The 25,606-nt window shown below is 75.0% G+C and carries 18 protein-coding genes and 1 other RNA gene; 8 read left to right on the forward strand and 11 right to left on the reverse strand.

Annotation, left to right across the window (positions count from 1 at the left end; translation table 11 throughout):
• The first annotated feature begins 604 nt into the window (after window positions 1-604).
• The gene (locus tag ACFQRF_RS06440) at window positions 605-775 is read left to right on the forward strand and encodes a hypothetical protein (protein ID WP_379869786.1); all 171 of its coding nucleotides are present in this window, start codon (window positions 605-607) and stop codon (window positions 773-775) included.
• Between the two features lie 106 nt (window positions 776-881).
• Here ACFQRF_RS06440 and ACFQRF_RS06445 read toward each other — a convergent pair whose 3' ends face one another.
• The 3 genes from ACFQRF_RS06445 to ACFQRF_RS06455 form a co-directional block, all read right to left on the reverse strand.
• Window positions 882-1,682, reverse strand: a complete 801-nt coding sequence (locus tag ACFQRF_RS06445) for an inositol monophosphatase family protein (protein WP_379869637.1) — start codon at window positions 1,680-1,682, stop codon at window positions 882-884.
• A gap of 81 nt (window positions 1,683-1,763) precedes the next feature.
• Window positions 1,764-3,785, reverse strand: a complete 2,022-nt coding sequence (locus ACFQRF_RS06450) for a S9 family peptidase (protein WP_379869638.1) — start codon at window positions 3,783-3,785, stop codon at window positions 1,764-1,766.
• 111 nt (window positions 3,786-3,896) lie between these two features.
• The gene (locus ACFQRF_RS06455; RefSeq protein ID WP_379869639.1) at window positions 3,897-4,934 is read right to left on the reverse strand and encodes a ferrochelatase; all 1,038 of its coding nucleotides are present in this window, start codon (window positions 4,932-4,934) and stop codon (window positions 3,897-3,899) included.
• A 161-nt stretch (window positions 4,935-5,095) separates the two neighbouring features.
• Here ACFQRF_RS06455 and ACFQRF_RS06460 point away from each other — a divergent pair, with 161 nt between their 5' ends.
• Window positions 5,096-6,397 (forward strand): D-arabinono-1,4-lactone oxidase, encoded by a 1,302-nt coding sequence (locus tag ACFQRF_RS06460; protein ID WP_379869641.1) that lies wholly within the window; start codon window positions 5,096-5,098, stop codon window positions 6,395-6,397.
• Between the two features lie 10 nt (window positions 6,398-6,407).
• On the opposite strand, the gene ACFQRF_RS06465 is transcribed toward ACFQRF_RS06460, so the two are convergent.
• The gene (locus ACFQRF_RS06465; protein ID WP_379869642.1) at window positions 6,408-7,376 is read right to left on the reverse strand and encodes a hypothetical protein; all 969 of its coding nucleotides are present in this window, start codon (window positions 7,374-7,376) and stop codon (window positions 6,408-6,410) included.
• Window positions 7,377-7,938: 562 nt separating this feature from the next.
• Between ACFQRF_RS06465 and sepH the strand changes: the two genes are divergently transcribed.
• On the forward strand, window positions 7,939-8,982 hold the full coding sequence (gene sepH, locus ACFQRF_RS06470) for a septation protein SepH (RefSeq protein WP_379869643.1): 1,044 nt from the start codon (window positions 7,939-7,941) through the stop codon (window positions 8,980-8,982).
• A 222-nt stretch (window positions 8,983-9,204) separates the two neighbouring features.
• Here sepH and ACFQRF_RS06475 read toward each other — a convergent pair whose 3' ends face one another.
• Both ACFQRF_RS06475 and ACFQRF_RS06480 read right to left on the reverse strand, forming a co-directional pair.
• Window positions 9,205-10,875: a PH domain-containing protein gene (locus ACFQRF_RS06475; RefSeq protein ID WP_379869645.1), complete on the reverse strand. Its 1,671-nt coding sequence runs from the start codon at window positions 10,873-10,875 to the stop codon at window positions 9,205-9,207.
• Window positions 10,872-11,390, reverse strand: coding sequence for a PH domain-containing protein (locus ACFQRF_RS06480; RefSeq protein WP_379869647.1), 519 nt, complete (start codon window positions 11,388-11,390; stop codon window positions 10,872-10,874). The genes ACFQRF_RS06475 and ACFQRF_RS06480 overlap by 4 nt, the downstream gene beginning before the upstream one ends.
• Before the next feature lie 168 nt (window positions 11,391-11,558).
• Here ACFQRF_RS06480 and ACFQRF_RS06485 point away from each other — a divergent pair, with 168 nt between their 5' ends.
• Both ACFQRF_RS06485 and ACFQRF_RS06490 read left to right on the forward strand, forming a co-directional pair.
• Window positions 11,559-12,551, forward strand: coding sequence for an ATP-binding cassette domain-containing protein (locus tag ACFQRF_RS06485; RefSeq protein ID WP_379869648.1), 993 nt, complete (start codon window positions 11,559-11,561; stop codon window positions 12,549-12,551).
• 109 nt (window positions 12,552-12,660) lie between these two features.
• Entirely contained in the window at window positions 12,661-13,482 is an 822-nt protein-coding gene (locus ACFQRF_RS06490) for an ABC transporter permease (RefSeq protein WP_379869650.1), read from the forward strand.
• A gap of 30 nt (window positions 13,483-13,512) precedes the next feature.
• Here the strand turns inward: ACFQRF_RS06490 and ACFQRF_RS06495 are convergent, their stop codons facing one another.
• Window positions 13,513-16,791: an AfsR/SARP family transcriptional regulator gene (locus ACFQRF_RS06495; RefSeq protein ID WP_379869652.1), complete on the reverse strand. Its 3,279-nt coding sequence runs from the start codon at window positions 16,789-16,791 to the stop codon at window positions 13,513-13,515.
• 337 nt (window positions 16,792-17,128) lie between these two features.
• On the opposite strand from ACFQRF_RS06495, the gene ACFQRF_RS06500 reads away from it, so the two are divergent.
• The 3 genes from ACFQRF_RS06500 (at window position 17,129) to ACFQRF_RS06510 (ending at window position 23,091) form a co-directional block, all read left to right on the forward strand.
• Entirely contained in the window at window positions 17,129-17,722 is a 594-nt protein-coding gene (locus ACFQRF_RS06500; RefSeq protein WP_379869653.1) for a YbhB/YbcL family Raf kinase inhibitor-like protein, read from the forward strand.
• A gap of 560 nt (window positions 17,723-18,282) precedes the next feature.
• Window positions 18,283-20,496: a hypothetical protein gene (locus ACFQRF_RS06505; RefSeq protein ID WP_379869655.1), complete on the forward strand. Its 2,214-nt coding sequence runs from the start codon at window positions 18,283-18,285 to the stop codon at window positions 20,494-20,496.
• Between the two features lie 273 nt (window positions 20,497-20,769).
• Window positions 20,770-23,091, forward strand: coding sequence for a SulP family inorganic anion transporter (locus ACFQRF_RS06510; protein WP_379869657.1), 2,322 nt, complete (start codon window positions 20,770-20,772; stop codon window positions 23,089-23,091).
• 38 nt (window positions 23,092-23,129) lie between these two features.
• Here ACFQRF_RS06510 and ACFQRF_RS06515 read toward each other — a convergent pair whose 3' ends face one another.
• From ACFQRF_RS06515 to rnpB, 4 genes are all read right to left on the reverse strand, one after another.
• Window positions 23,130-23,267, reverse strand: coding sequence for a hypothetical protein (locus tag ACFQRF_RS06515; RefSeq protein WP_379869659.1), 138 nt, complete (start codon window positions 23,265-23,267; stop codon window positions 23,130-23,132).
• Between the two features lie 318 nt (window positions 23,268-23,585).
• A complete protein-coding gene (locus ACFQRF_RS06520) occupies window positions 23,586-23,804 on the reverse strand; it encodes a hypothetical protein (protein ID WP_379869660.1) in 219 nt (72 codons plus the stop codon).
• Between the two features lie 47 nt (window positions 23,805-23,851).
• Window positions 23,852-24,841: an AraC family transcriptional regulator gene (locus ACFQRF_RS06525; RefSeq protein ID WP_379869662.1), complete on the reverse strand. Its 990-nt coding sequence runs from the start codon at window positions 24,839-24,841 to the stop codon at window positions 23,852-23,854.
• 387 nt (window positions 24,842-25,228) lie between these two features.
• An RNA gene (gene rnpB, locus ACFQRF_RS06530) (RNase P RNA component class A) lies at window positions 25,229-25,606 on the reverse strand.

Raw genomic sequence — 25,606 nt, forward strand, 5'->3', positions numbered from 1 at the left:
CGGCGCATCCCCCAACACACCGGCAGCGGCGTTTTCCCCCGGCTGCGTCAACCGTTATCGCACGGCTTGGATAAGAACGGGGTAAACCGTCCGCATTCCCGCCATACGAGGGTCGCCGACCTGCGACCTCGGGCGACGCTCGGAGCGTCCTACGGTTCGACCCGCACGCGGCGGCACGGAACGGCCCCGGGTCGGGGACCCGGCCGCCCGCGGCGCCAACGCGGAGTCACTGGTCAGCCTAGACCACTTCTCAGCACCGTTGATCACGGGGCGGCGCCGGTCGGGCACGGGGAAGGCCCCCGGACATGCGGAGTCGCTGCCGGCGTATCCCCCAACCGCCGGCAGCGACGTTCACCCCGCACATCTCAAAAGTGACACGTGTGGGATAAGAAAGAAATAAGATCTGGTCATTCTCCGGAAATGTGGGCTGGACCACGCTCACCCACCCCGGGTGCCCCCGATACCCGCCCCGTGAACGTCCCACCGCCGGCACGGCCGGCGTGTTACCGATTGGTGAACTTCGGCTTCCGCCGGTTTTCCGGATCCGGCCACGTGGGTATGGCCAGGATCCGTCAGCCAACGCATGTGGTGAGAGAGGAGTGTGATGATGGGCGAGTTCCTGTCGGAGATCCGGGGGCGTATCAGCGAAACCTCTCGTTCGCTCCAGGCCGCGCAGAGCGCCGGGGACGACTACCTCGCCGACGCCCACGCGTCGGAGTTGGAGGACTTGCTCCGCATCGCCGCCCGCAACGGAGTCGACGTCCGCTGCGTGTAGCCGCCGCCCGGCGGTTCCCCCCGCTCGAACCGGCGCCGCCGCCGCGATCCACGGATCGCGGCGGCGGCGTTCTCGGCCGCACCGTCCCGCACGCTCCGGGCGCGGTTCAGCCGTCGCCGTCGGCGCCCAGGGGGGCCAGCAGGTCGTGCAGCTCCTCAAACAGCCCCGGCGGGGCCGCGATGGTGAGCCCGGGATTCGGCGGCGCCCCGTGCAGGCCGCCCACCCGGGAGCCGGCCTCCTGGGCGATCAGGGCGGCCGCGCCCCAATCCCACGGGTTGAGCCCGCGCTCGTAGTAGGCGTTCACCTGACCCGCCGCCAGGGCGCACAGGTCGAGCGCCGCCGCCCCGGCCCGCCGGATGTCGCGCACTCGCGGGAGCACGGTGCGCAGCACCTCGGCCTGGTGGGCACGGCGGCGGGCGCCATAGCCGAACCCGGTCGCCACCAGCGCGAACTCCAGCGGCACCGCGGGAGCCGCCCGCAGCGGGACACCGTCGCGGTAAGCGCCGCCGCCGCGCACCGCCGTGTACTGCTCACCGCGCACCGGCGCCGCCACGACCCCCGCGACGACCTCGCCGGCCACCTCGGCGGCGATGCTCACCGCCCACTCGGCGCGGCCGTACAGGTAGTTGACCGTCCCGTCGATGGGGTCGACGACCCAGCGGACGTCCGAGGAGCCGGTGGCCGCGCCGCCCTCCTCCCCCAGCACGGCGTCGCCGGGCCGGGCGGCGAGCAGCCGGGTGCGGATCAGTTCCTCGGTGGCCCGGTCCATCTCGGTGACCACGTCGGTCGGGGAGGACTTGGTGTCGAGCACCGCGACCTTCGCCTGGCCCTCGGCCGCCAGCAGCCCGGCCTCGCCGGCCACGTCGACGGCCAGCTCCAGGAGTTCACGCGGTTCGACCGCGGTCATGGTGGTTCCCCTCTTCATTCGCTCGTCGCTGTCGGGGCGGCCCGTGCCACCGGGCGGCCGCCCCCGTTCGGGCGTCCGGCCTCAGAGCAGTTCGGGCCGGCGCCACTCCTTCCCGAGCACGTGGTGGTCCAGGAAGGCGTACACGGTCTCGTACCAGACCCGGATGTTGCCGGGCGTGAGGATCCAGTGGTTCTCGGTCGGGAAGTACAGGAACTTGGCGTCCACCTCGTTGCGGAGCAGGTCCCACCACAGCCGCAGTCCCTCGCTCAGGGGGACGCGGTAGTCCTTGTCGCCGTGAATGACCAGCACGGGCGTGCGGATGTCCGGCGCGGCCCGGCGCGGCGAGTTGCGCGCGTAGCGCTCCGGGTCGGTGAACGGGTCGCCGAACTCCCGCTCCCACACCCACGGGGCGTCGGTGCTGCCGCCGAACGCGTCCAGCGACCACAGCGACGCGTGCGTGACGATGGCGCGGAACCGGTCGGTGTGCCCGGCGATCCAGTTGGCCATGTAGCCGCCGAAGGAGCCGCCCATGGCCGCGGTGCGGTCGGCGTCGATGTCGTCGCGGGCCACCGCGGCATCGGTGATGGCCATCAGGTCGGCGAACGTGCGCGGCCCCCACTCGCCGAAGGCGCGGCGCAGCATCTGCCGGCCGTACCCGGTGGACAGCGCGGGGTCGGGCAGCAGCACGGCGTAACCGCGGGCGGCCAGCAGCCACGGGTTCCACCGCCACGTCCAGGCGTTCCAGCTCATGTAGGGGCCGCCGTGCACCCACAGCAGCAGGGGCGCCGGCGAGTCGGCGGACGCCTCGGCGGGCAGCGCCAGCCAGGCGCGGATCCGGGTGCCGTCGTCGGCGGTGGTCGCCAGCTCGGTGAGCCGGCCGGGCATGTCCAGGGGCAGCCCGGGCGCCGGCAGCCGGGCCGGCTCACCGGGGGTGGCGGCGTCCAGCCGCACCGGGGTGGGCGGCTCGTCGAAGGAGTCGCGCAGCGCGTAAAGGGCGCGGCCGTCCGGCGCCGGGTTCAGCTCGCTGTAGGCGCCGTGGTCCGGGGTGAGCCGGGTGACGGTACCGGTGGCGAGCTCCAGGCGGAAGATCGGGCGGCGGCCGTCGAGGTCGGCGGTGAACAGCACGGCCGTGGAGTCGGCGGCCCACGCGTGCTCGCGGGGCCACAGCTCGTGGTCGGGCAGCAGGTCGCGGCCCTCACCGGTGGCGAGGTCGGCCAGCCACAGGGTCGCGTCGCGCGGTTCGCCGCCGGGGCGGCCGTCGAAGGAGCGGACCGCCAGCACGTGCCGCCCGTCCGGGGACACGGCGGGAGCGGTGAAGTCGAAGTCCGGGTCGTCGGTGAGGTCGCGGCGGTCGCCGGTCTCGGTGTCGATCGCGACCAAGGCCTCGTACCAGCCTCCGCGTCCGCTGGAGCGCCGCCAGCCGGCGACGACCGTGCGGCCGTCGGGGGCGACCGCGTACGGCTGGTCGACCAGGGCGGCCCCGGGCTCGGGGGTGAGGTCGCGCTCGGCGCCGAGCGGCGCGGCGGGGTCGGCGGGCGGGGCGGCGGCGAACAGCCGCGGCCGGGTGGGGCCGAGATCGTGGTCCCACGACCGGACGGGGGACTCCTCGTGCAGGATCGCGGTGACCCCGGCGTCGGACCTGGCCTTGCGCGCGGCCTCGTCGGCCTCCGCGTCGCTCGCGCCGGGGTGGGTGTCGGCGCGGAACACCACGGTGCCGGAGTCGGCGGCGACCGCGACCCCGCCGATGCCGTTCGGCCGGGTGGCCACGCGGCGGGCCTCGCCGCCGTCGGCGGGGAGCAGCCACAGCGCCGGGCGGGCCTCCTCGCCGGGCGCGGCCTCGGAGGCGGCGCGCCTGGAGACGAACAGCACCGACCCGTCGGGCAGGAACTCCGGCGTGCTCTCGCCCTCGGCGGAGCGCGTCAGCCGGCGTGGTCCGTCCGCGCCGGTGGGGTCGATCTGCCACAGCGCCGTGACGAAGGCGGTACCGGCCGAGTCGGGTTCGCTCACCGGGGCGACCAGCCGCGTGCCGTCCGGGGACAGCCGCAACCCGCCGACCCGGGGGAGCGCGAGGTAGTCGGCGAGTTCATGCCATGGGTGTGCCACGGAAACAGCCTCCGATCCGGCGCGTTCGGGACGCTGCCGAGCCTATCGGCCGAGGCCGGGGCGGCTCCAGACCCGGCCCGGCGCTCGGCGGCCCCGCTCCCCGCCTCCGGGTCAGCGGATCCGGCAGCAGTCCGGGCCGCAGGTGTGCCCGGCCGGGGTGAGCCGGCTGAGCCCGGTGCGCGGCACCGGCGACTCGGCGCGTTCGGCCACGAGGTCGCGCACCATGGCGACGAACGCCGGGTGGGTGCCGGGGGCGTGCGCGCGGACCAGCCGGATCCCGAGTTTCCGGGCGGTCTGGGCGGCCTCCACGTCGAGGTCGTACTTGACCTCCATGTGGTCGGAGACGAACCCGTGCGGCACCACGACGACCGCCTGGACGCCCTCGGCCGCGAGTTCCGCCAGCCGGTCGTTGATGTCGGGCTCCAGCCACGGCTGGGTGGGCGGGCCGCTGCGGCTCTGGTAGACGACCTCGTAGGCGTGGCCGCCGCCGAGTCGCTCGGTGACCAGCCGGGCGACCTCCGCCAGCTGGGCCGCGTAGGCGCCGCCCGGGCCGTGGTCGACCCGCGGGTCGCCGCTGGCGCGGGCCATCGCGAGGGGGATCGAGTGCGCCGAGTAGAGCAGGCGCGCGCCGCCGCGCAGGTCGGCGGGAAGCCGGTCGAGCGCGGTGCGGGTGTGGTCGACGAGGGCGTCCACGAAGCCGGGGTGGTCGAAGTACGGGCGGATGAGGTCGATCTCCGGGGCGTCGGGGCCCACCTCGGCGCGGGCGCGCTCGATGTCCTCCAGGTACTGCCGGTGGCTGGAGTAGCTGCTGTAGGCCGACGTCGACAGCGCGACCACCCGGCGCACCCCGTCTTTAACCATGTCGCGGACGGTGTCGGCCAGGTAGGGGTCCCAGTTGCGGTTGCCCCAGTACACGGGCAGGTGCACGCCGTTGGCGGCGAAGTCGGCGCGGATCGCGGCGATCAGGTCCCGGCACTGCTGGTTGATCGGGCTCACGCCGTCGAACAGGAAGTAGTGCTCGCCGACCTCGGCGAGCCGCTCGCGGGGGATGCCGCGGCCGCGGGTGACGTTCTCCAGGAACGGGATGACGTCGTCGTTCTTCTCGGGCCCGCCGAAGGACATCAGCAGGAACGCGTCGTAGGGACTCATGACTCCATGAAATCAGCACCCCGGCGATCCGGCTCGACGACCCGGTCGTGCCGCGGATGTCAATCGCCGTCGGGGGCCGACTTTGCTGCCGGGCGGGTCAACGCCTCCTCCCCTACCGGCCGGTTATCCGCCGGCCGGGGCGCTGGGTAGCGTCCCGGTGCATGTCGAACGTGACGTGGCGCACGTGGGGTGGCACTCACGAGGCCGTCCCGCGCCGGACCGCCGCGCCCAACAGCACGGGTGAGATCGCCGCGGCGGTCCGCTCGGCCGCCGGGGAGGGCCTGCGGGTCCGGATGGTCGGCTCCGGCCACTCCTTCACCGACGTGGCGGTCACCGACGGGCTGCTGCTCTCACCCGTGGCGCTGACGGGGGTACGGTCGGTGGACGCCACGGCGGGCCTGGCGACCGTCGAGGCCGGGCTGCCGCTGTGCGACCTGAACACGGTGCTCGACGCGCACGGCCTCGCGCTCGCCAACATGGGCGACATCGCGGTGCAGACCGTGGCGGGCGCGGTCCAGACCGGAACGCACGGGACCGGACGGGACGCCGGCGGGCTGGCCACGATGGTGCGCGGCATGGAGCTGGTGCTCGCCGACGGTTCGGTCGTGGCGTGCTCCGCCGAGCGCGAGCCCGCGCTGTTCGAGGCGGCCCGGGTGGGACTCGGCGCGTTCGGCGTGGTGGCGGCGCTCACCATGGCGGTGGTGCCGGCGTTCCTGCTCCGGGCGCGCGAGGAGCCGATGCCGCTGGAGGAGGTGCTCGCCCGGCTGCCCGAACTGCGGGCGGCCAACGAGCACTTCGAGTTCTACTGGTTCCCGCACACCGGCGCGACCACCACCAAGCGCAACAACCGGGCGCCCGGCCCCGCCCGCCCGCTGTCGCGGACGCGGGCCTGGCTGGACGACGAGTTCCTGGCGAACTCGCTCTTCGAAGCGGTGAACCGGGTGTGCCGCCGCCTTCCGGCGGTGATTCCGGCCGTCAACCAGGTGTCGGCCCGGGCGCTCACCGCCCGGGCGTACGTGGACGCCGCGCACCGGGTCTTCGCGAGCCCGCGCCGGGTGCGGTTCGTGGAGATGGAGTACGCGATCCCGGCCGCGGAGCTGCCCGGCGTCCTGCGCCGGATCCGCGCGACGCTGCGCCGGCGCGGCCACCGGATCAGCTTCCCGCTGGAGATCCGGTTCGCTCCGGCCGACGACGTGTGGCTGTCGACCGCGCACGGGCGCGACACCGCCTATGTCGCCGCGCACGTGTACCGGGGGTCGCCGTACCGGGAGTACTTCGCCGACCTGGAACCGCTGTTCACGGAGGTGGACGGCCGGCCGCACTGGGGCAAGGTGCACAGCCGGGACCACCGTTACCTGGAGCGCGTCTACCCCATGTTCGGGGCCGCGCTGGAGGTCCGTGAGCGCGTGGACCCGGACCGCCGGTTCGCCAACCGTTACCTGGACCGGGTGCTGGGGGCCTGACCGCGGGCCGTCAGGGGGCCGGCGTCCCGGGCGCGCCGTCCTGCGGCGGCACGGCCGGGTCGTGCTGGTCGGCCGGAGCGTCCTCGCCGGTTCCGGTCCCGGTGGAGCCGTCATCGGTGCCGTCGCTCCCGGTGCCGTCCTGCCCCTCGGAGGGGCCGTCGTCGGCGCCGGGCGCGGGGGCGGGAGCGGTCGGCTCGGTGGTGGCGCCGTCGTCCGGGCCACCGGTGTCGCCGCCCGGTGCGGGCGTGGTGCCGGGCTCCTCCCGGGTCGCGTCGCCGCCCGGGTCGCCGGTTCCGGTGCCGGACTCGGGGGTGGCGGCGGGGGTGGGCTCCACGGCCGCGCCGCCGCCGGTGCCGCCGAGCAGCGACGGGCCGGAGGAGGTGCCGCCGCCCCGCACGGTGTCGGAGAGGGACCGGCCCGAGTACAGCTCGAATCCGGTGATGACCACCATGACGGCGACGAAGAGCGCCACCGCGGGCAGCACGAGCGCGCGGCCGCGCCATCGGCCGGATCCGCCCGAGGCCTCCTCGTGGTCCCCGTCCGGTGCGCCGGCCGAAGCGGCGGCGCCGAGGGGAAGCGGCTCGGTGCGGGTTCCGGAGCCGTCGGTAGCGGCGGACCGGAACGGCTCCGTGACGGGGGCCGCATCGAACGCCGCGGTTTCGGCCTCGTCGGTGCGCGTTTCGGTGTCGCCCTTACCCGGAGTCACGGGAGGGACCGGCGGGCGCCGGGGGCCCGGCTCCTGGTTCGGGCGTCCCGCGAGGTCACGGGCCGTCTCCCTGCTTCGGCTGAGCAGGTGCTGGACCACGGGGGTGCCCGCGGTGCTGAGGACGCTCATCACCGCGGCACCGATGATCGTGCCGTACACCCCGAGGTAGGACGCCGCGGTCGCGGCGGCCAGCGTGGCGAGGCCCCCGCCGACGACCTGGGAGAAGCTGAGGTCGATGCGCCTGCCGCCGCGCTCGTCCTCGTCGGCGCTCATCCGGCCTCCTCCGGTACCGCCCTTCGGAGGGCGGGCGCGCGGTCCGCCCAGAGGTCGCCGCCGCCGCTCCGTCGCGCACCATAACGGTCACACATGATTTCCCCGTCCATATGCGGTCAACTCGCGCCACACCCGCCGGTGTTCCGGTAACCGGCGGAACTGGGATTGATCACCCTTGGGTCGCGATCGGCGTGTCGATTTGCGATCGTATGCGGCGTTCAGCAGTGAATCAGCACTCCACCGGACGATCCCCCGGAAGCCCGGCCGGACCTACCACCACATAACGGTCCCGGATAGCATCACCCGCACGGCGTCAAGGGCTTTGTGTCCGAAACCAGGCGCCACGGGCGGGCCACCGAGTCACCGGCGTGTCAAGATGGCACGATAGGGAGCGCGATGTCTGCGGCACCGGCCCCGACGGCGCGGCGGCAGCGCCGCACACCACACGACGTGGTTCGGACATGCCGACGGCGGTACTGGCCGAATGGGCGGATGCCAACAAGACTGAGGACATGGGGGATGGCCTAGGACATACCCTCGACGGGACGCGAAAGGGAGGGCGATGCAGGAGCTTCGCCTCGTCGCCGTCAGCGAGGACGGCACCTACCTGGTGTTGGCGAGCGCCGGCCGTGGGACCCGCTTCACGCTGCCCGTCGACGACCGTCTCCGCGCCGCCGTGCGCGGCCAGTTCTCCCGGCTCGGCCAGTACGAGATCGAAGTGGAGAATCCCTTGCGCCCCAAGGAAATCCAGGCCCGGATCCGTTCCGGGGAGACCGCGGAGGCCATCGCCGAGGCCGCCGGGATCCCGATCGAGCGGGTGCGCTGGTTCGAGGGCCCGGTGCTGCAGGAACGCGAGTACATGGCCCAGCAGGCCCAGCGCGCCACGGTGCGCCGGCAGGGCGAGTCCGGCCCGGGCCCCGTGCTGGGGGACCTCGTGGCCGACCGCATCGGCCGGCACCAGCTGGAGACCGGCGACGCGGTGTGGGACTCCTGGAAGCGCGACGACGGCTCCTGGCTCGTCAAGCTGGCCTTCCTGATCGAGGGCGAGGAGCGCGTCGCCCACTGGACCTTCGACCCCCGGCGCCGTTACGTCAGCCCGGCCGACGACGAGGCCGCCCGTTTCTCCACCCCCGAGCCGGAGGAGCCGCTGGACCTCGGTGCCGACACGGGCGGCGGCACGGTCACCCCGTTCGTCCCGCGCCGGCAGGGGGCGTACGAGCCCGCCGTCCGGCCGGAGCCGGCGGCCCCGGCGCCCGCCGCTCCCGCCGAGCCCGTCCGCGCCGAACCGGCGGGCGGGTCCGGACGGGTCCCGGTCACGGCCGCCTCCGAACGCGGCCGTCCCACCGCCGACCCCGCGACGCACCGGGTGCCCGAGCCCTCGAACCGGCCCGATCCCGCACCGGCCGCCGACCCCGACCGAGCCTCCGCCGCCGCCCAGCGGACCGGACCGCCCGGGTCCGCCCGCCCGAGCCAGGAGGAGCCCCCGCTCTCCGCCGCGGCGGCCGGTGGCGTCAGCGGCCAGCCGCCCCGCCGCAAGAGCCGCGGGCGGCGCGCGTCGGTGCCCTCGTGGGACGAGATCATGTTCGGCGCGAAGAAGACCGACTGACCGTCTCCCCCGTCCCCTCCGCGCCCCCGGCCCCTGCCGCTCCGCCGCGCGCGGCCGTATCGGCCCCATCGGCCACCTCGTGGCGACCCTCGCGGACCCATGGCACGCGTTCCGGGACCGTGGGCCGCGCTCTCGTGCCGAGCCGGGGGACAGGGACACCGCCGGGCTGCCGCCGAATCGCCGTGGCCTGCCACCGGCGTCCGGGCGGCCGGGAGCGCCTACTCAGCCGCCCGTCTCGGGTCCGGCCGTGCGTGCGGACGGTGCCGGTGCGTCCGCGGAGCCTTCGCCGCCGCCCTCAACCAGGAACGGCCGCAGCAGCGCCGGCGTCACGTCCGCCGCGAACGCCACCGACGTGCCGAATCCGGCGTCGACGGCGTCGTAGGTCCCGCCGCCCGCGCCGACCGCGATCTGCAGCGTCGCCAGGCCGGCCCGGCGCTGGAAGAGCGTCTGCCGCCACCGCCAGCCGATCACGGCGTCGCGCCGCAGCACCGCCTGCTCGCGTCGCAGTGAGCCGGAGCGCACGCTCACCTGGTGGCCGTCGAACCCGTGCCCCAGCGCGCGATACCGGTCCAGTCCCAGCAGCACGCCCAGCGCCGCCAGCACCGCCAGGATCGCGGCGAGCCAGTACACCCGGCCGGCGAGCGCCACGGCACCGGCCAGCGCGAACGGGCCCACGGCGCGGACCAGCCGCCGGGTGCGGGCCGCCGGCGGATGCGGGGCGAGGGCGCCGCGGTAGGGGGTCAGCGCCTGCTCGACGATCGCGTCGACCCGGTCCCGGGGGCCGGTCGGCAGCAGCGCCGCGGCGGAGGCCGCGTCGCCGAGCCCGGTGACGATCGCCCGCAGCCGGACGGCGCCGCGCCAGCGCTCCAGCGGGTTGTCCCGCAGCGCGTGGCCGCGGATGCGGCGGTGCTCCAGTGTGGCGCTGCGCCGGGTGAACAGCCCCCGCTCGGTCACCAGGGCGGAGTCGCGCCGGCGCAGCGTGAACCCCCAGTTGTTGATGGCGTAGGAGGCCACCGCGAAGATCGGCATGAGCAGCACCAGGACCAGCAGGGTGCCGGCCAGCAGCGCGATCGCCAGCGTCGTGCCGCCGTCGAGCAGCCACTCCGCGGCCCCCACGGCGGCGGGGGAGTCGACGTCCAGGTCCAGGTCGCTGAGCACCTGGGCGACGAAACCGACGAAGGCGGCCAGCGCGGCGAACGGGGTCAGCAGGTACCCCAGGCTGAGCATCGCGTAGAGGTACCAGGCGCGGGGCATCCGGAAGTACTCGGTGTCCCCCGGCGCGGGTTCGGACGGCTCGGCGTGCTCGGCCGGATCGGGCGACGCGCCCTCGGCGGACGTGGCCGCGGTCGGCCCCGCATCGGCGGCCGGCGCACCGCCGAGCACCGCCCGCCGGTGCAGCAGCACCCGGCGCAGCCGCTCCGCCTCGGTGAGCGTCACGGCGTCCAGCTTGCCCTCCTCGGCCACCCGGCCACCGGCCGCCGCCTCGATGCGGACCACCGCGAGGCCGAGGAGACGGTGCAGCAGGGTCGAGGTGACGTCGACGCCGCGGATGCGCTCCAGCGGAATGGTCCGCCGGGACCGCCCGATCAGCCCCCGGCGGATCTCCAGGCGCTCGGCCCCGACCTGGTAGCGCACGGTGCGCCAGTTGACGAAGGCGACCACGAACATGCCGGCCACCGCGGCCCCGGACGAGCCGAGCGCCCACGGATCGAACCCGCCGGCGACCAGGGCGACCACGATGGGCACGACGAAGGAGCGGAGGTAGCGCACCGGCGCGGTCACCATGGTGAGCGCGCTCAGCCGGTACTCCGGCTCGGGCGAATGGGCGGGGACGCCGTCCGGCGGCACGGGCGGCGCCGCCTCGACGGAGCGGTCGTGCTCGGGTTCGGTCACGTGGCGTCGTCCCGCAGCTCACCGGCCCGCACGGCGAGCCGCTCGGACAGCTCCCGCGCCACGTCGGCCCGCAGCCCCTCGATCGTGGAGGATCCGGCGTGCGAGGCGGTCCGCACCTCCACCGTCGCCAGCCCGAACATCCGTTCCAGCCAGCCCTGGGTGTGGTCCACGGTCTGGATGCGGCTCACCGGGACGAGCTGCCAGGCGCGGCTGATCCAGCCGGCCCGGGTGTAGACGACGTCATCCGTGACCTCCCAGCGGTGCACCCGGTACCGCCAGCGGGGCGCGACCAGCGAACGGACGGCGCCGTACACCGCGTAGCAGGCCGCCGGCCACCACGCGTACTCCACGACCGGGCCGGGCAGCCACGCCCAGCCGCCGAGGCGGATCAGCACCGCCGCGCCGGCCAGCAGCGCGGTGACGACCGCCGTGCCGGCCAGGCCGCTCAGCGTCCACATGAGTACGGCGCGCGGCGCGACTCGGTGTTCGGGCGGGCGCAGCCGGGGGTTCGTCACGGGACCGAGTGTAGGGCGTTTCTCCCGGATCGCTGCGGATCGCGAATTATGGCGTCCCGGCGGCGGGGCCGCCACCGCCCTCGCCGGGGCCGTGTCAGGGACCGCGGCGCATGTCAGCGTTTTGTCAGCACCGCACGGCAGGCTGGCACCGACCGATAGGGAGGAACAATGACGGACGCCATCCGCGCCGAGGGCCTGGTCAAGCGGTTCAAGGGCACCACCGCGCTGGCCGGGGTCGACCTCGTGGCGCGCAGCGGCGCGGTGCTCGGCGTGCTGGGGCCGAACGGTTCGGGCAAGACCACCACGGTCCGGGTGCTCGCAACGCTGCTCCGCCCTGACGAGGGCCGGGCCTTCGTCGGCGGCCACGACGTCGTCGCCGAGCCGCACCGGGTCCGGCGGCTCATCGGGCTGACCGGCCAGTACGCCGCGGTCGACCAGGACCTCACCGGCACGCAGAACCTGGTGCTCATCGCCCGCCTGCTCGGCTTCTCGCGGCGCGACGCGCGCGCCCGGGCCGCGGAGCTGCTGGACCGCTTCTCGCTGACCGAGGCCGGCGAGCGCCCGGCGCGCACGTACTCGGGCGGTATGCGCCGCCGCCTCGATCTCGCCGCCAGCCTGGTGGGCCGCCCCAGCCTGCTGTTCCTGGACGAGCCGACCACCGGCCTGGACCCGCACAGCCGCAACGAGCTGTGGGGCGTGGTCCGCGGTCTGGTGGACGAGGGGGTCACGGTGCTGCTGACCACCCAGTACCTGGAGGAGGCCGACCAGCTCGCCGACGACATCGCGGTCATCGACCACGGCCGGGTGATCTCCACCGGCACGCCCGCGGAGCTGAAGGCCCGGGCGGGCGACCAGGTGCTGGAGGTGCGGCCCACCGACGACCAGCGGCTGGCCGCCGTCTCCGGGATCGTCGGGGAGGTGACCGGCGCCACGGCGCATTCGGCGGGCGGATCGATCCGCGCGTCGGTTTCCGACCCCGCGGCACTGCCCGCGGTGGTGCGCCGGCTGGACGACGCCGGGATCGCCGTCGCCGAGCTGACGCTGCGCCGGCCCAGCCTGGACGAGGTGTTCCTGGCGCTCACCGGGCACCCGGTACGGCCTGACGACTCCGCCCCGGCCTCCGCCGCGGCGGAGCAAAGGCCGGAAAGGACGGCCGTGTGACTCCGCTCCCCCGAGCCGACGTTGCGTACCCGATCGGGACGCCCGCCGGCCCGCCCCGCAGAAGTCCCATCTCGTCCCGCCACCGGCGGAGTCCTCTCGGAGGTACCCGATGACGGCCACGGCCGAATCGCCCGCGAGCCCGGCCATTCCCCGGATTCCGGACCGCGTCACCCCGGTGACGGCGGTCTGGCACGGACTGCTGCTCACCTGGCGCAGCCTGCTGCGGATCCGTGGCAATCCCGCGGAGATCCTCGGCCTGACCTTCATGCCCATCATGTTCGTCGGCCTGTTCGTCTTCGTGTTCGGCGAGGCGATGATGGGCGACTGGCGGACCTACCGCGACTTCATCATCCCCGGCATCACCGCACAGTCGGTCATCTTCGCCACCGTGGGCACCGGGGTCTCGCTCAACACCGACATCGAGAAGGGCATCTTCGACCGCTTCCGCTCGCTGCCGGTCGCACGCTCGGCGCCGCTCATCGGCGCCATCCTCGGCGACATGACGCGCTACCTGCTGACCGTCATCATGGTGCTGCTCGTCGCCACGGCGATCGGCTTCCGCCCGCCCGGCGGGGTGCTCGGCGTGGTGGGCGCGGCGGCGGTGGTGCTGCTGTTCGCGTTCGGACTGTGCTGGCTGTCGGCCTTCGTCGGCCTGGCACTGCGCTCGGCGACCGCGGTGAACATCTTCGGCTCCATCTGGATGTTCCCGCTCACCTTCGGCAGCTCCACGTTCGTGGAGACCGACCGGATGCCGTCCTGGATGTCGGCGTTCGCGCAGGTCAACCCGGTCACCCACGTGACCGACGCGATGCGCGGCCTCATGCTGGGCGGTCCGGTGGCCGAGCCGCTGCTGTGGACCGTGGTGTGGACCGTGGGGCTGGTCGCGGTGTTCTTCCCCCTGGCCACCCGCGCCTACCGGCGCCGGTCCTAGCGGTGACGGGAGCGGGCGGCGCCGGCGGTGTCACCCGCTCCGGTCGCCGGTGGCCTCGGGCCGGGCGGCCATGCAGCGCTCCACGGCGGCCGCGCGCTCCTCGCCGGTGGCGGCTTCGGCCCGCCGGTGGAGCTCGGTGAACCGCGCCTCGCCGAGCCGCGCGCGGGCGGCGTCCCGCACCGCGAGGACGGCGGGCACCGTGCGGTTCGGCACGCCGCGGGCACCGTCGGCGTGGCCGAGCAGCCGCGCCGCGCTCTCGGGTTCGCCGGCGGCGATGGCCAGCTCGGCCAGCTGTTCCAGGATCGCGGCCTGGGTCGCTGAGTCCCGCAGCGGTCCGGGGGCATGCCAGGCGGCGGACAGCAGGCGGCGGGCCAGCGCCGTGTCACCGGCGTCGAGCTCGACGCGGGCCCGGGCGACCGCCGAGAGCGGGAACGCCTGCGTACGAACGAACTCCCCCATCTCCGCGGCCTGCCGCATCGCCGCCGCCAGCTTGCCGCGTGCGGCCGGAAGGTCGCCGCAGAGCCGGTCGACCTGCGCCTCGATGAAGGTCACCGACAGCCGGTGCTGCCATTTGAGCCCCGCCTCCCGGATCGCCGCGACCTGCTCCCGGGCCCGGGCGGTGTCGCCGGACAGCGCCGTGGAGACGGCGAGCCGCCCCCGGAACATCACGGCGTGGTCGCGCAGGCCCAGCCGCTCGGCCAGCACGACGCCCTCCGTCAGCAGCTCCCGCTCGCGCTCGAAGTCGCCGTAATGGGCGATCTCCGCCAGCCCGGCGAGTGCCTGGCAGCCGCCCCACGCGTCACCGAGCGCGCGGAACCCGTCGAGCGCGGACCGGAAGCGGCGCTCGGCCAGCCGGGTGCGGCCGCACTGCGCGGCGAGCACTCCGGTGAGCGCCGCCGTGAACGCCCGCTGCCACGGGTCGGGGTGGTCCGGAAGCCCGGCCAGGTGGTCGGTCGTCTTCTCGATCTCCCCGCTCAGCATCCCCATGTACACGGGGACCATGAGCAGATAGGGGTGCTCCTCAGCCCGCTCTCCGCCCGCCCGGAGCACATCGAGCGCGCGGCCCAGGCTCTCGGGCGATCCGGGGCCGCGCAGGTCGCACAGGGTCCGGGCGGCGAGGCACTCGGCGTAGGCGACGAGCCGGCCGTCCGGTGGGTGGTCGCCCGCCAGGCGGACGATCTCCGCACTCCACCGGCCGCCCTCGGTGAGCGTGTCGCCGATGGCCCAGTACCACTGCGCGTGGTGGGCGATGTCGAGCGCCAGCGTCGTTGCGCCCTGGTCGACCGCCCACCGCAACGCGGCGTTCAGGTTGTCGTGCTCGGCCCGCAGCCGCGGCAGCCACTCCGCCTGCTCACCGGTGCGCAGACGGGGGTCGCCGTCGCGCCACAGGTCCAGCACGTACTCGGCGTGCGCGCGGCGCAGCGAATCGGCCTCGCCGGCCTCGGCGAGCCGCCGCGCCCCGTAGGCGCGCACGGTCTCCAGCATCCGGTAGCGCGGGGCCGCGGTGGCGTCGATGGCCTCGTCGGCCACCACCAGTGACTTGTCGACGAGGGCGAACAGCGGCTCCCACACGTCCTGGCCGCCGATGCCGGCGCCGCCCGGGGAATCGGCGCAGACCCGCTCGACCGCCTCCAGCGTGGCGCCGCCCGCGAACACCGAGAGCCGGCGCAGCAGCGCGCGCTCCCGCGCGCCGAGCAGGTCCCAGCTCCAGTCGACCACCGCGCGCAGCGTCTGGTGCCGCGGCAGCGCGGACCTGCTGCCGGAGGTGAGCAGCCGGAAGCGGTCCGACAGCCGCGCCGCGAGCTGCGGGAGCGGCATGGCCCGCACCCGCGCGGCGGCCAGCTCCAGGGCGAGCGGCATGCCGTCCAGCTCGCGGCAGACCCGCGCCACGTGCGCGACGTTGCCGGCGTGCACCCGGAAACCCCCGCCCGCGGCGGCCGCGCGTTCGGCGAACAGCCGGACCGACGGGTAGTCGAGCGCGCGTTCGGCGCTGACCCGTTTCGGCGGCAGCGCCAGTGAGGAGACCCGCACCAGCCGCTCGCCCGGGACCGAGAGCGGCTCGCGGCTCGTCGCGAGCACCCGTGCCCGCGGGCACTCGGCGACCAGACGCTCGGTGAACCGGGCGACCTCGGTGACGAGGTGCTCGCAGTTGTCCAGGACGAGCAGCACACGCTGCCCGGCGAGCGCGCCGGTGAGCCGGGACAGCGGGTCGTCGGCGAGCGCGGCGCCGCGCAGCCCGATGACGGCGCGTTCGCGCAGGCCGAGCGTGCCGAGCACCGCCTGGGCGACCTCACCGGCCTCGCTGAGCGATGCGAGCTCGACGAACCAGACGCCGTCCGCGGCGAGCCCGGCGTGCCGCTCGGCGAAGCGCGAGCCCGCCTCGATCGACAGCCGGGTCTTGCCGGCGCCGCCCGGCCCGATGAGCGTGACCAGGCGCTGCCGGCGCAGCGATTCGACGGTGTCCCGCAGCTCGGTGTCGCGCCCGACGAAACTGGTGAGCGGGGACGGCAGCCGGGTCGGGGCCGCGCCGCGCCCGGCCGTCCCCGGCCCGCCGGGGACGGCCGGGGCCGGGTCGAGTTCGCCGCGGAGCAGGCGGAGATGGAGTTCCCGGGTCTCGGCGGCGGGGTCGGTGCCGAATTCGCCGGCGAGCCGCCGGCGCAGCGCCTCGTAGGCGGCGAGCGCGTCGGCCTGCCGGCCGCACCCCGCGAGAGCGCGCATGAGCAGCCGCACCCGCTGCTCGCGCAACGGCCACTCGGCGGCGAGCGCCTCGGCGTCGGGCAGCACCTCGGCGTGCCGGCCGAGGTCGAGCGCGGCGGCGAGGCGCTTCTCGACGGCGGTGTTCCGGAGTTCGCCGAGCCGGATCAGGACGCTGTGCAGTTCGTCGAGGCCGGCGAGATCGGCCGGGAGGGGACCGTTCCACAGCGCGAGGGCGGCGTCCAGCGCGCGCAGCGCCTCGCGCGGCCTGCCCGCGGCGTGGGCGGCGCGGCCGCGCTCGACGAGCTCCTGGAACTCCCACAGATCGACCTGGCCCGGATCGATGTCCAGCCGGTATCCGGCGGCGTCGGTGACGACGGGAGCGGCGGCGCCGAGGAGACGGCGCAGCCGGGAGACGAGGGCCTGCAGGGCGTTACCGGCCCCGGCGGGCGCGTCGCCACCCCAGATGCCCTCGATGAGGCGCTCGGTGCCGACCGTGCGCCCGGGGTCGAGGAGCAGCAGCACGAGGAGCGCGCGCAGCCGGGCGCCGCCGACGGCGACGGCCCGCGCCGCGTCGTCGTGAACCGTCACCGGCCCGAGGATGGAGAAGCGCACGGATCCATGGTCGCCGATGCGCGGGCCCGGCGACCAACCGATTTGGCGGGTGGTGGACGCCCGGCAGGGGGCGGGGCGGGCGCCCGTTGCGGCCCCGCGCGGCGCAGGCCCGGCCGGGCGGACGCGGGCGCCGCGGCACCCGGGCGCCCCGGCGCGCGGTACCGTTGCCGCGGCGCGACACTCCCCTGTCCGGGGTTCATCCGCACCCGGACCGCAGTAAGGTTCGGTGGGAACTCGCCGGAGGAGCGACCGCGGCGCCGGACGGCGCGCCCGGCCGGTGCCCCCGGGCCGGCGAGGTCGCCAAGCAACCACCGATCGCCCGTTGCGCAGGAGCCCCATGTTTCCGGTCCCACGTCCCGCCTCGCCCGCCTCCCGGCACCGGGGAGGCCGCCGTACGTCCGCCGCGACGGGCGGGGTCGCCGTGCTCATGGCCGTGGTCACCGGATGCGGGGTGCTGCCCACCGGGGCCAACGCGCCGACCAGCGACGACATCACCGTGACCAGCCCGATGATCCGTGAGGGCGAGACGATCCCGGAGCGCTACACCTGCGCGGGCGCGGGGGTGTCCCCGCCGCTGCGGTGGTCCGGGCTGCCGCCGGAGACCGAATCGCTCGCCGTCCTGGTCGACGACACCGAGGCCACCGGCGGCGCGCGGGTGTACTGGACGGTCTTCGGTCTCGACCCGGAGAACCCCGAACTGCCCGAGGGCAGCGTGCCGCAGCCGGCGCACCAGGCGCAGAACAGCGCGGGGGACGCCGACTACGAGCCGCCGTGCCCGGAGGAGGGGCACGAGGATCACGAGTACCGGTTCACCGTGTACGCGCTCAGTGAGGACGTCCCGCTCTCCGACGGGGCTCCGCTGGACGAGGCGCTCGGTGCGATCGCCGCGCGTACGCTGGCCCGCGGACGTCTCATCGCTACTGGGGGGTGAAATGCACCACGCGACACTCTTCTACACGCCGGTACATATCCGGAACTTCACGACATCTCGCCGTGCGCAGCCTCGGGAGAAGGCCGCCGTCTCCCCCTGCACTCGGCACGCAACTATGCATAAAGTGGGGCCGTGCCCCCCACTTCTTTCCTGATGTCCGTAATGCTGTCTTCGTGCGCCACCGCGGGTTCGCCGGCGATCGGGAACGCAGCGGTGCGCGGCGGACGGACTCTCCGGTACGGGACCGGCGGGCGTTCCGGGGGCACTCACGGCCGGCGACCCCACGGACCGGGCGCGGTGCCGAACGCCCGCCGCTGCGGCGGACCACGCGGGCGGCCCGCACCCCGCACACAGCGGCCGCACATCACGGAAAACCTGGACAACCGCCGTGCGCGACAGCGCCCGTTGCGTGTGGACGGGCGGCGACTTTTCGAGCGCGCCGCCGCACAGCGCCACGGCGCCGGCCGCCCGCACGGCTCAACACCGGCCTGTCACATCACCACCGCCGGTGGCACCTCTGTCCTCTACAAGGCCATGGGGCCTAGGGTGGTGCGTTCACCATGATCATTGCGCTCATTGCCGTCATCGTCGTCCTCGTCGTGCTGATGCTCATCATCCTGGGCATGCGCGCGCTGAGCGCGAACAACGCCCGCGACGATGACTACGACGATTACGACGACGAAGACGAGTACGGCGAGGACTCCGGCAAGGACGACGAACCGGACACCCGATCCCGGCGGGCCCGACGATCCGGCCGGGCGGACCGCGACGAACGTGCCGCCGACGACGACTGGGACGACGACCGCGCCGCCGACGAGCAGCCGGAGGACAAGCCGGCCGCACGGGGCCGGAGCGGACGCCGCTCACGCGGCGACGACGCGCCGCGGTCCTCGCGCCGCTCGCGCTCCCGCCGGAACCGGGACGACGACTGGGACGACGACTCCGACGGGCTGTCCGACAACGACTTCTGGTCCAGCCTGTCCGACGACGAACCCGTGGGCGGCGGCCGCAGTGGCCGCGCCGGCGGCCGGGACGACCGGGACGAGGACGACGAGGACGGCGACGTCCGGCCGGGGCGCCGCGACACCCGCAACGAGTCGACCGCGGCCATGGCGGCCGTCCGCGACGAGGACTACGACGACCTCTATGAGGAGGACCCGGTGCCCCGCTCGCGCGGACGCCGGGGGCGCTCCGAGACCGCCGAGCCCGCGGCGGCGGCACCGGCCGGTGAGGCGCCCGCCGATCCGGGACTCGCGGTGCTCGCCAGCCTCGGCCAGAACGGCCCGGAGCCGGCCGGCTCCCCGGCCCCGTCCACTCCGCCCACGGGCGGGCCGAGCACACCGAGCGCGGGCGAACCGCTGGGCGCGGCCCCGCTGGACGACCCGCTGGGCGCGCCGTCCCCGCGCGGGGGTGCCGGGCCGCGCAGCGCGGACCCGCTATCGGCCACCCAGGCGTGGAACCCGCCGGGCGGTGCGTCGGCGAGCCGCTCCGGTACCGCCTGGGACTCCGGTTCGTTCTCCCGCGACCCCTTGGGGTCCCCCGCGGAGACGACGGGGCCGGGCTACCGCCCCACCACCGATCCGGGACGGCCGGCGGCCGGTGACACGGGCGCGGCGGCGCGTTCGCCGCTCGACCCAGGGGCGCCGCTGCCCTCGTCCTACGAGACCGGCTCGCACACCCGGTCCTCCTTCGACACCGGCAGCCACAACCGCTCCCCCCTCGACCCCGGCCCCTACGACACCGGCAACCACACCCGCTCCTCCTACGACACGGGCTCCCACAGCCGCTCGCCGCTGAGCCCGGGCTTGTCCCCGTCGTCCGACCCCCTCGGCGGTGCGGACCCGCTGAGCGATCCGGCGTTCCCCCGGACCCCGGCCGCCGAGTCCGACCCCGGGTCGCCGATCTGGTCGAGCATGGACGGCGGGGCGCCCAGGCCGCCCGCGGCACCGGCCTCCCCGGCTTCCCCGGCGTTCCCGGGCACGCCGCCCGGAGGGGCGCCGGCGGGAGGCGGCTTCGAGCCGCCGTCCTCCTTCACCACCGGTGCTCACAACCGCGCGGCCTTCGACACCGGCGGCTACTCGCGCTCCGACTACGGCACCGGCGAGTACCCCGGCATGCGCGGCGCCCAGCCCCCCGCACCCGCGACCCCGCCCGCAGGCGGTCCCCCGGTGCCGGGGACGCCGCCGGCCGGCGGACCGGCGCTGCCGCCGGGGCCGGGATACCCGGGACCGCTCGACCCGCCGCGCCCCGACGGTTTCGGAACCGGCGCGGGCGGCGGCCCGCAGGCGTGGGAGCAGCAGCCGGGCTGGGCCCAGGGCACCGGCGAGCAGCCGTCGTTCGGCGCCGCGCCGCCGGCGGGCGGCCCGGGTGCCGGAGGAGGCCCCTCACCCTTCACCACCGGTGCTCACAACCGCGCGGCCTTCGACACCGGCGGCTACTCGCGCTCCGACTACGGCACCGGCGAGTACCCCGGCATGCGCGGCGCCCAGCCCCCCGCGCCCGCGACCCCGCCCGCGGGCGGGTACCGGGACGTGCTCGGCGACTACCGGCCGGATCAGCCGGGACCGGTGGGGGGACCCCCGCCCGGAACCGGCGGCTTCGGACCGGGGGGCCCCGGCGGCCCGCAGACCGGGGAGTGGCCGTCGTTCCGCCCAGGCCCGGGCGGGCCGGGCGAGCCGCAGCCCGGCCGACCTGGTGACCAGAATTATCCGGAGCAGGATCCGCCCCCCTACGATTCGGGCGGTTACGGATACGGTGACGGCCGGTACCGTTAGCCACCCGGTGGCGGACACGGCTCAGGGGCGAGGCGCTGACCAGCGTCTCGCCCCTTCTTGTACGTGTGGCGCCCGGCAACGCGGCATCAGTCCGCAGAGTTCCGCCAATAACGGTTATCAAGGTCACTTTGACGAATGATCGCCGATAACCAGGATTGATGACATTACGTAGCCGGGAGAGACCACCAGGTAAACGCTCCGGCACGCGGCGGCCCGCCGCGTCCGCGCGGCAGCACCCCCGGCGCGGCCCGCCCCCTGATCCTGGAGCTCCGCATGCCCGAAACGCGCCCGCCCGAGTCCGCTCCCCCACCCGTCGGCGCCCGGCTGCGGCGCACCCTCGCCGGTGACCTCGGCGCCTCGTTCGTGGTGTTCCTCGTCGCCGTGCCGCTGTCCCTCGGCATCGCCGTCGCCTCGGGCGCGCCGCTGGTCGCGGGGCTCATCGCGGCCGTGGTCGGCGGGGTCGTCGCCGCGGCATTCGGCGGATCGGCGGTCCAGGTCAGCGGGCCGGCCGCCGGCCTCACCGTCATCGTGGCCGACCTCGTGCACACCTACGGGTGGCGGGTGACCTGCCTCATCACCCTGCTGGCCGGGGTGGTGCAGCTCGCTCTCGGCGCCTGCCGGGTGGCGCGCGCCGCGCTCGCCATCTCGCCGTCCGTGATCCACGGGATGCTGGCCGGGGTGGGAGTCACCATCGCCGTCGCCCAGGCGCACGTGCTGCTCGGCGGCGCACCGCACGGCTCGGCGCTCGCCGACCTCACCGAACTCCCCGGTCGGCTCGCCGCGGCGCACTGGCCGTCCCTGCTCGTCGGTCTGACCACGATCGCCGTCATGCTGGTGTGGTCCCGGCTGCCAGCGCTGGGCCGACTGCGGCCCGGGCTGCTCCCCGCCGCCCTCGTGGCGGTGGTGACGGCGACCGCGGTGGCCGCCGGGGTGGGCCGTCCGGTGGAACGGGTAGCGCTGCCGGACTCGCTCGCGGAGGCGTGGAGCGGGCCCGCACTGCCCGCGTTGGCCGACCTGCACGGAGTGGCGGTCGGGGTCGTCACCGTTGCGCTGGTCGCCGGGGTCGAGTCGCTGCTGTGCGCGATCGCGGTGGACCGGCTGCACGACGGACGGCGGGTGCGGCTGGACCGGGAACTCGCCGGGCAGGGCGCCGCCAACGTCGCCAGCGGCGCGCTCGGGGGGCTGCCGGTGGCGGGGGTGATCGTGCGCAGCACCGCCAACGCCCGGGCCGGCGGCCGGACCCCGCTGGCGGCGATCCTGCACGGGGTGTGGATCCTCGCCTTCGTCGGGCTGTTCGCCAACGTCGTCGAACTCGTCCCCATGGCCGCCCTGGCGGGACTGCTCGTCTTCGTCGGCGTGCAGATGGTCGACCTGGCCCGCCTGCGTGACCTGCGGCGGCACCGGGAGGCCGGCGTCCACCTCGTCACGCTGGCCGGAGTGGTGGTGCTCGGCCTGCTCGAAGGCGTGCTCGTGGGGCTGGCGCTGGCCGCGCTGCTCGCGCTGCGCCGGCTGGCCCGGCTGAGCGTGCGGACCGAGGATCGGGCCGGGCGCTGGCACGTGGTGGTGCGGGGCTCGCTCACCTTCCTCGGCGTCCCGCGAGTGGCCCGGGCCCTGCGCGAGATCCCCGCCGGAACCTCCGTGGACCTCGACCTGAACGTGGACTTCATGGACCACGCCGCCTTCGAGGCCGTCCACGCCTGGCGGCTGGACCACGAGCGGACCGGCGGCGCGGTCGACATCGACGAGATCCACGAGAAGTGGTATGAGCGCGCGTCGAACCGGACGCCGCCCACGGCGAAGACACTGCCGCCCGCGCCACTCCGCTGGTGGGCGCCGTGGGCGATGCGGCGCGAGACCGGCGGCGACGCGCGGGTCTCCGGCCTGCTGCTGGCCGGTGCGCGCGACTACCACGAGAGCACCGCGGCGCCGATGCGCCCGCTGCTGAGCCGGCTGGCGAGCGGCCAGCGCCCACAGGCGCTGTTCATCACCTGCACCGACTCCCGCGTGGTGCCCAACGTGATCACGGCGAGCGGGCCCGGTGACCTGTTCACCCTGCGCAACCTGGGCAACCTGGTGCCGCCGCACGAACCTCGGGCGTCGCGGGCGCACGACGCCTCGGTGGGAGCGGCCGTGGAGTACGCGGTGGCGGTGCTGGAGGTCCCGGCGGTCGTGGTGTGCGGGCACTCGCACTGCGGCGCGATGCAGGCGCTGCTGGAGGGCGTCCCGGCAGAGGCGGGCGACTCCGACACGGCCCACGTGGCACGGTGGCTGCGTCACGGCGCGGCGACGCTGGCGCGGTTCCCGGATCTCTCCGCGTCGCTGCCGCCCGCCGAACGGGTGGACCGGCTCGGGCGGCTGAACGTCGTGCAGCAGCTGGAGCACCTGCTCGGCTATCCGGCGGTGCGCCGCCGGTACGAGGAGGGACGCCTGGAGCTGACCGGCCTGTACTTCGACCTGGAGACCGCCCGGGTGCAGGTACTGGACGAGCGGCGGGAGCGGTTCCTCCCGGTGCCCTCGGGCACCGTCCCACGGCCGCGCCCCTCCGGCGACGTACCCGTCACGGACCGGTCCGACCCGCCGCCCACCTCGCCCTGACGGCCGTCCGGCGTCCCGGCCTGGGGAGGCCGTGGACGCTACTCGTCGCCCTCGTCGTCCTTGTCGATCGGCTCCGGTCGCTCGTCCTGCGTGACGGGGGACGCCTGGTACACGGCGAACCCGATGATCACGATGATCGCGACGACAGGAAGCCCGAACATGAGAAGCCAGGTCATCAGGAGTCCCTCACCGCCGGCAACGTCTGGCACCGCCCCGCCACCGGCGTCGGCGGTGCGCGGCGCGGCTTCCCCCAATCTAGCGGCGTTTCCGGCCCGCCGACGCGCCGGAGGGCCATCGAACCGCCCGCCCGGCGGCCGAATCACGCCCGGCACGGCGCCGGCCGGGCGCCGCGGCGCGTCCGCCACCGGACCGGCCCCGCACCCGCGCCTGGGATGACCTGTGACCATCACACCGTGTTCCGGGCGCGGAGGGGGCCGGTATCGGCGGTTCGCCCGGTGGCGGTCGCCTGACCGGAAGTGGGCGCCGCGACGCCGTTACGGCGTCAGCGTGTAGACCCGGCAGTTCTGGCACCCCTTGTGCTGGGACTGGGTGACCGGGTTCCCGCTGGGAACGTCGATCCGGGCGTTGCTCGCGTGGTACACCCAGTTGCTCCAGCCGATGCCCCGGGCGTACACGCGTACCCAGGCGCCGCCCTGACAGGATCCGTTGCTCCCGTTCCGCCGATCACCGGTTCCCTGGTGCTCACCGGCCATTCTGGGAGCCGCGCACGGGCGCGTCCTTCGCATCGCGCGCCGGCTTCTTAGCGCTGGGCGCCGACCCGCAGGCACGCGTGACGGTACTCGGTGGGGGTGGGGCCGAATGCCGAACGGAAAGCGCGCGTGAAGTCGGCGGGACGGGAGAAGCCCCAGCGGGCGGCGATCGCCTGGACGGGACGGCCGGCGTTCCGGGGGTCCGCGAGATCGCGCCGGGCGCGGGTGAGGCGCTGGGACCGGACGTACTCGGCGACGGTGACGCCGTTTCCGTTCCGCTGGAAAAGGCGGTGCAGCGATCGCAGCGACATGTGGTGGGCGGCGGCGATGGTGGACGGCTTAAGGTCGGCCGCGCCGAGGTTGCGGAGGATGAACGCCTGGATCTCCAGGAACCGGACCCGCTCGCGGGTCTCGGCCGGGGTCCGCGCCTCCTCCTCGATGTGGTGGGCCAGCCACGCCGTGATCAGGTCGAGGAGCACCGGTCCGAGCCGCTGGGCGTCCGCGGGCCGGTAAGGGCCGGTCTCCGTGGCGAGCCGGGTGAGACACCCCGCGAGGATGGCGCCGACGCCTTCCCGCCCCGTCAGCCGGGTCGCCATGATCCGGCTGACCCGGTCGGCGGGGAGCGGCAGGCACTCCCGGGGAAACTGGACCACGACGGAGGTCGCTCCGCCGCACGGCGCTTCCACGATGCCCTGGTAGGGGTGCCAGGAGGAGTACAGCACGAGGTCGTTCCCGCGAAGCGGCGCGGCGCGGTGTTCCTGCACGATGGTCTGGCGGCCGCCCAGGATGAGGCACACCACGTACAGTTGCGGATCGCATCTCCGGATCAGTTTCGCCGACCGCCGGGACGTCAGCGTCGAATACATCAGCCCGGTCACCTGGGCCTCGGCCAGCCGGACCGCGCGCAGTGTGGCCAGGAATTCCGCGCCGGGATCGCCCTCGATCTCGTGGGGCACCAGGGCGCTCGCCGTGACCTCCCTCCACGCGGGTACCCGTTCCGCCTCGGGTAAGTCCCGGCTGTCGAACACCTTCCGCATCATCGGCCGCCTCCCCGTGCCCCGGGCCGCATGGTCGCCCCCGCGAGGTCCGGACCGGTGCGCCCCGGCGACGCCGGCGCCACCCCGATCACCGTCCGGAGCGGCCATGCGACCGTCCGTCTTCACGCGGCATTATCGCCGTGAGGCTCCAGCGGGGACCACAGGGAGCGGCTTCGGCTACCGGATTTCGTCAGGTGGCCGATTCGACGCACAGCGACGGCCTGCGGAAGCGGATTCGGCAGCCATCGGACCGCTCGCCGCGGAATTCGGCGGGCGTGAGCGGCCGGCACGGCCGGTACGCGGGGAACCGGAACGGGGACCTCTCCCCGGGGTACGGACGAGGAACGGAGCGGCCTGCCGACGGTCGCACCGCAGGCCGGGGAGCGGCGGCGGAAGAGTCGGCCGGTAAGCCGGATTCTGTCGGTCCGACCGGACCGGGCGGTCATCCATCTGGGACCGGCGTTGCCGCCGGCCTCGTGCGGTCTACCCGCGAACATCGGACGGGCCGCCCTCGAACGTTCGCGCAGGGGACCCGGGGGTCCCCCTCTTGACCTTGCTCCGGGTGGGGTTTACCGAGCCGGCCGGATCGCTCCGGCCGCTGGTGGTCTCTTACACCACCGTTTCACCCTTACCACCGCGAGGGTGGCGGTCTGTTCTCTGTGGCACTTTCCCGCGGGTCGCCCCGGGTCGGTGTTACCGACCACCCTGCCCTGTGGAGTCCGGACTTTCCTCGACGCCGTACGGCGCCGCGACCGCCTGGCCGACTCC

Origin of the sequence: Marinactinospora rubrisoli (assembly GCF_042664915.1) — a bacterium.
GTDB classification, from domain to species: Bacteria; Actinomycetota; Actinomycetes; order Streptosporangiales; family Streptosporangiaceae; genus Marinitenerispora; species Marinitenerispora rubrisoli.

Coding starts and splice junctions, on each gene's coding strand:
- ACFQRF_RS06440 (WP_379869786.1), top strand. CDS start 605: ATGATGGGCGAGTTCCTGTCGGAGATCCGGGGGCGTATCAGCGAAACC.
- ACFQRF_RS06445 (WP_379869637.1), bottom strand. CDS start 1,682: ATGACCGCGGTCGAACCGCGTGAACTCCTGGAGCTGGCCGTCGACGTG.
- ACFQRF_RS06455 (WP_379869639.1), bottom strand. CDS start 4,934: ATGAGTCCCTACGACGCGTTCCTGCTGATGTCCTTCGGCGGGCCCGAG.
- ACFQRF_RS06460 (WP_379869641.1), top strand. CDS start 5,096: ATGTCGAACGTGACGTGGCGCACGTGGGGTGGCACTCACGAGGCCGTC.
- ACFQRF_RS06465 (WP_379869642.1), bottom strand. CDS start 7,376: ATGAGCGCCGACGAGGACGAGCGCGGCGGCAGGCGCATCGACCTCAGC.
- sepH (WP_379869643.1), top strand. CDS start 7,939: ATGCAGGAGCTTCGCCTCGTCGCCGTCAGCGAGGACGGCACCTACCTG.
- ACFQRF_RS06485 (WP_379869648.1), top strand. CDS start 11,559: ATGACGGACGCCATCCGCGCCGAGGGCCTGGTCAAGCGGTTCAAGGGC.
- ACFQRF_RS06490 (WP_379869650.1), top strand. CDS start 12,661: ATGACGGCCACGGCCGAATCGCCCGCGAGCCCGGCCATTCCCCGGATT.
- ACFQRF_RS06500 (WP_379869653.1), top strand. CDS start 17,129: ATGTTTCCGGTCCCACGTCCCGCCTCGCCCGCCTCCCGGCACCGGGGA.
- ACFQRF_RS06505 (WP_379869655.1), top strand. CDS start 18,283: ATGATCATTGCGCTCATTGCCGTCATCGTCGTCCTCGTCGTGCTGATG.
- ACFQRF_RS06510 (WP_379869657.1), top strand. CDS start 20,770: ATGCCCGAAACGCGCCCGCCCGAGTCCGCTCCCCCACCCGTCGGCGCC.
- ACFQRF_RS06515 (WP_379869659.1), bottom strand. CDS start 23,267: ATGACCTGGCTTCTCATGTTCGGGCTTCCTGTCGTCGCGATCATCGTG.
- ACFQRF_RS06520 (WP_379869660.1), bottom strand. CDS start 23,804: ATGGCCGGTGAGCACCAGGGAACCGGTGATCGGCGGAACGGGAGCAAC.
- ACFQRF_RS06525 (WP_379869662.1), bottom strand. CDS start 24,841: ATGATGCGGAAGGTGTTCGACAGCCGGGACTTACCCGAGGCGGAACGG.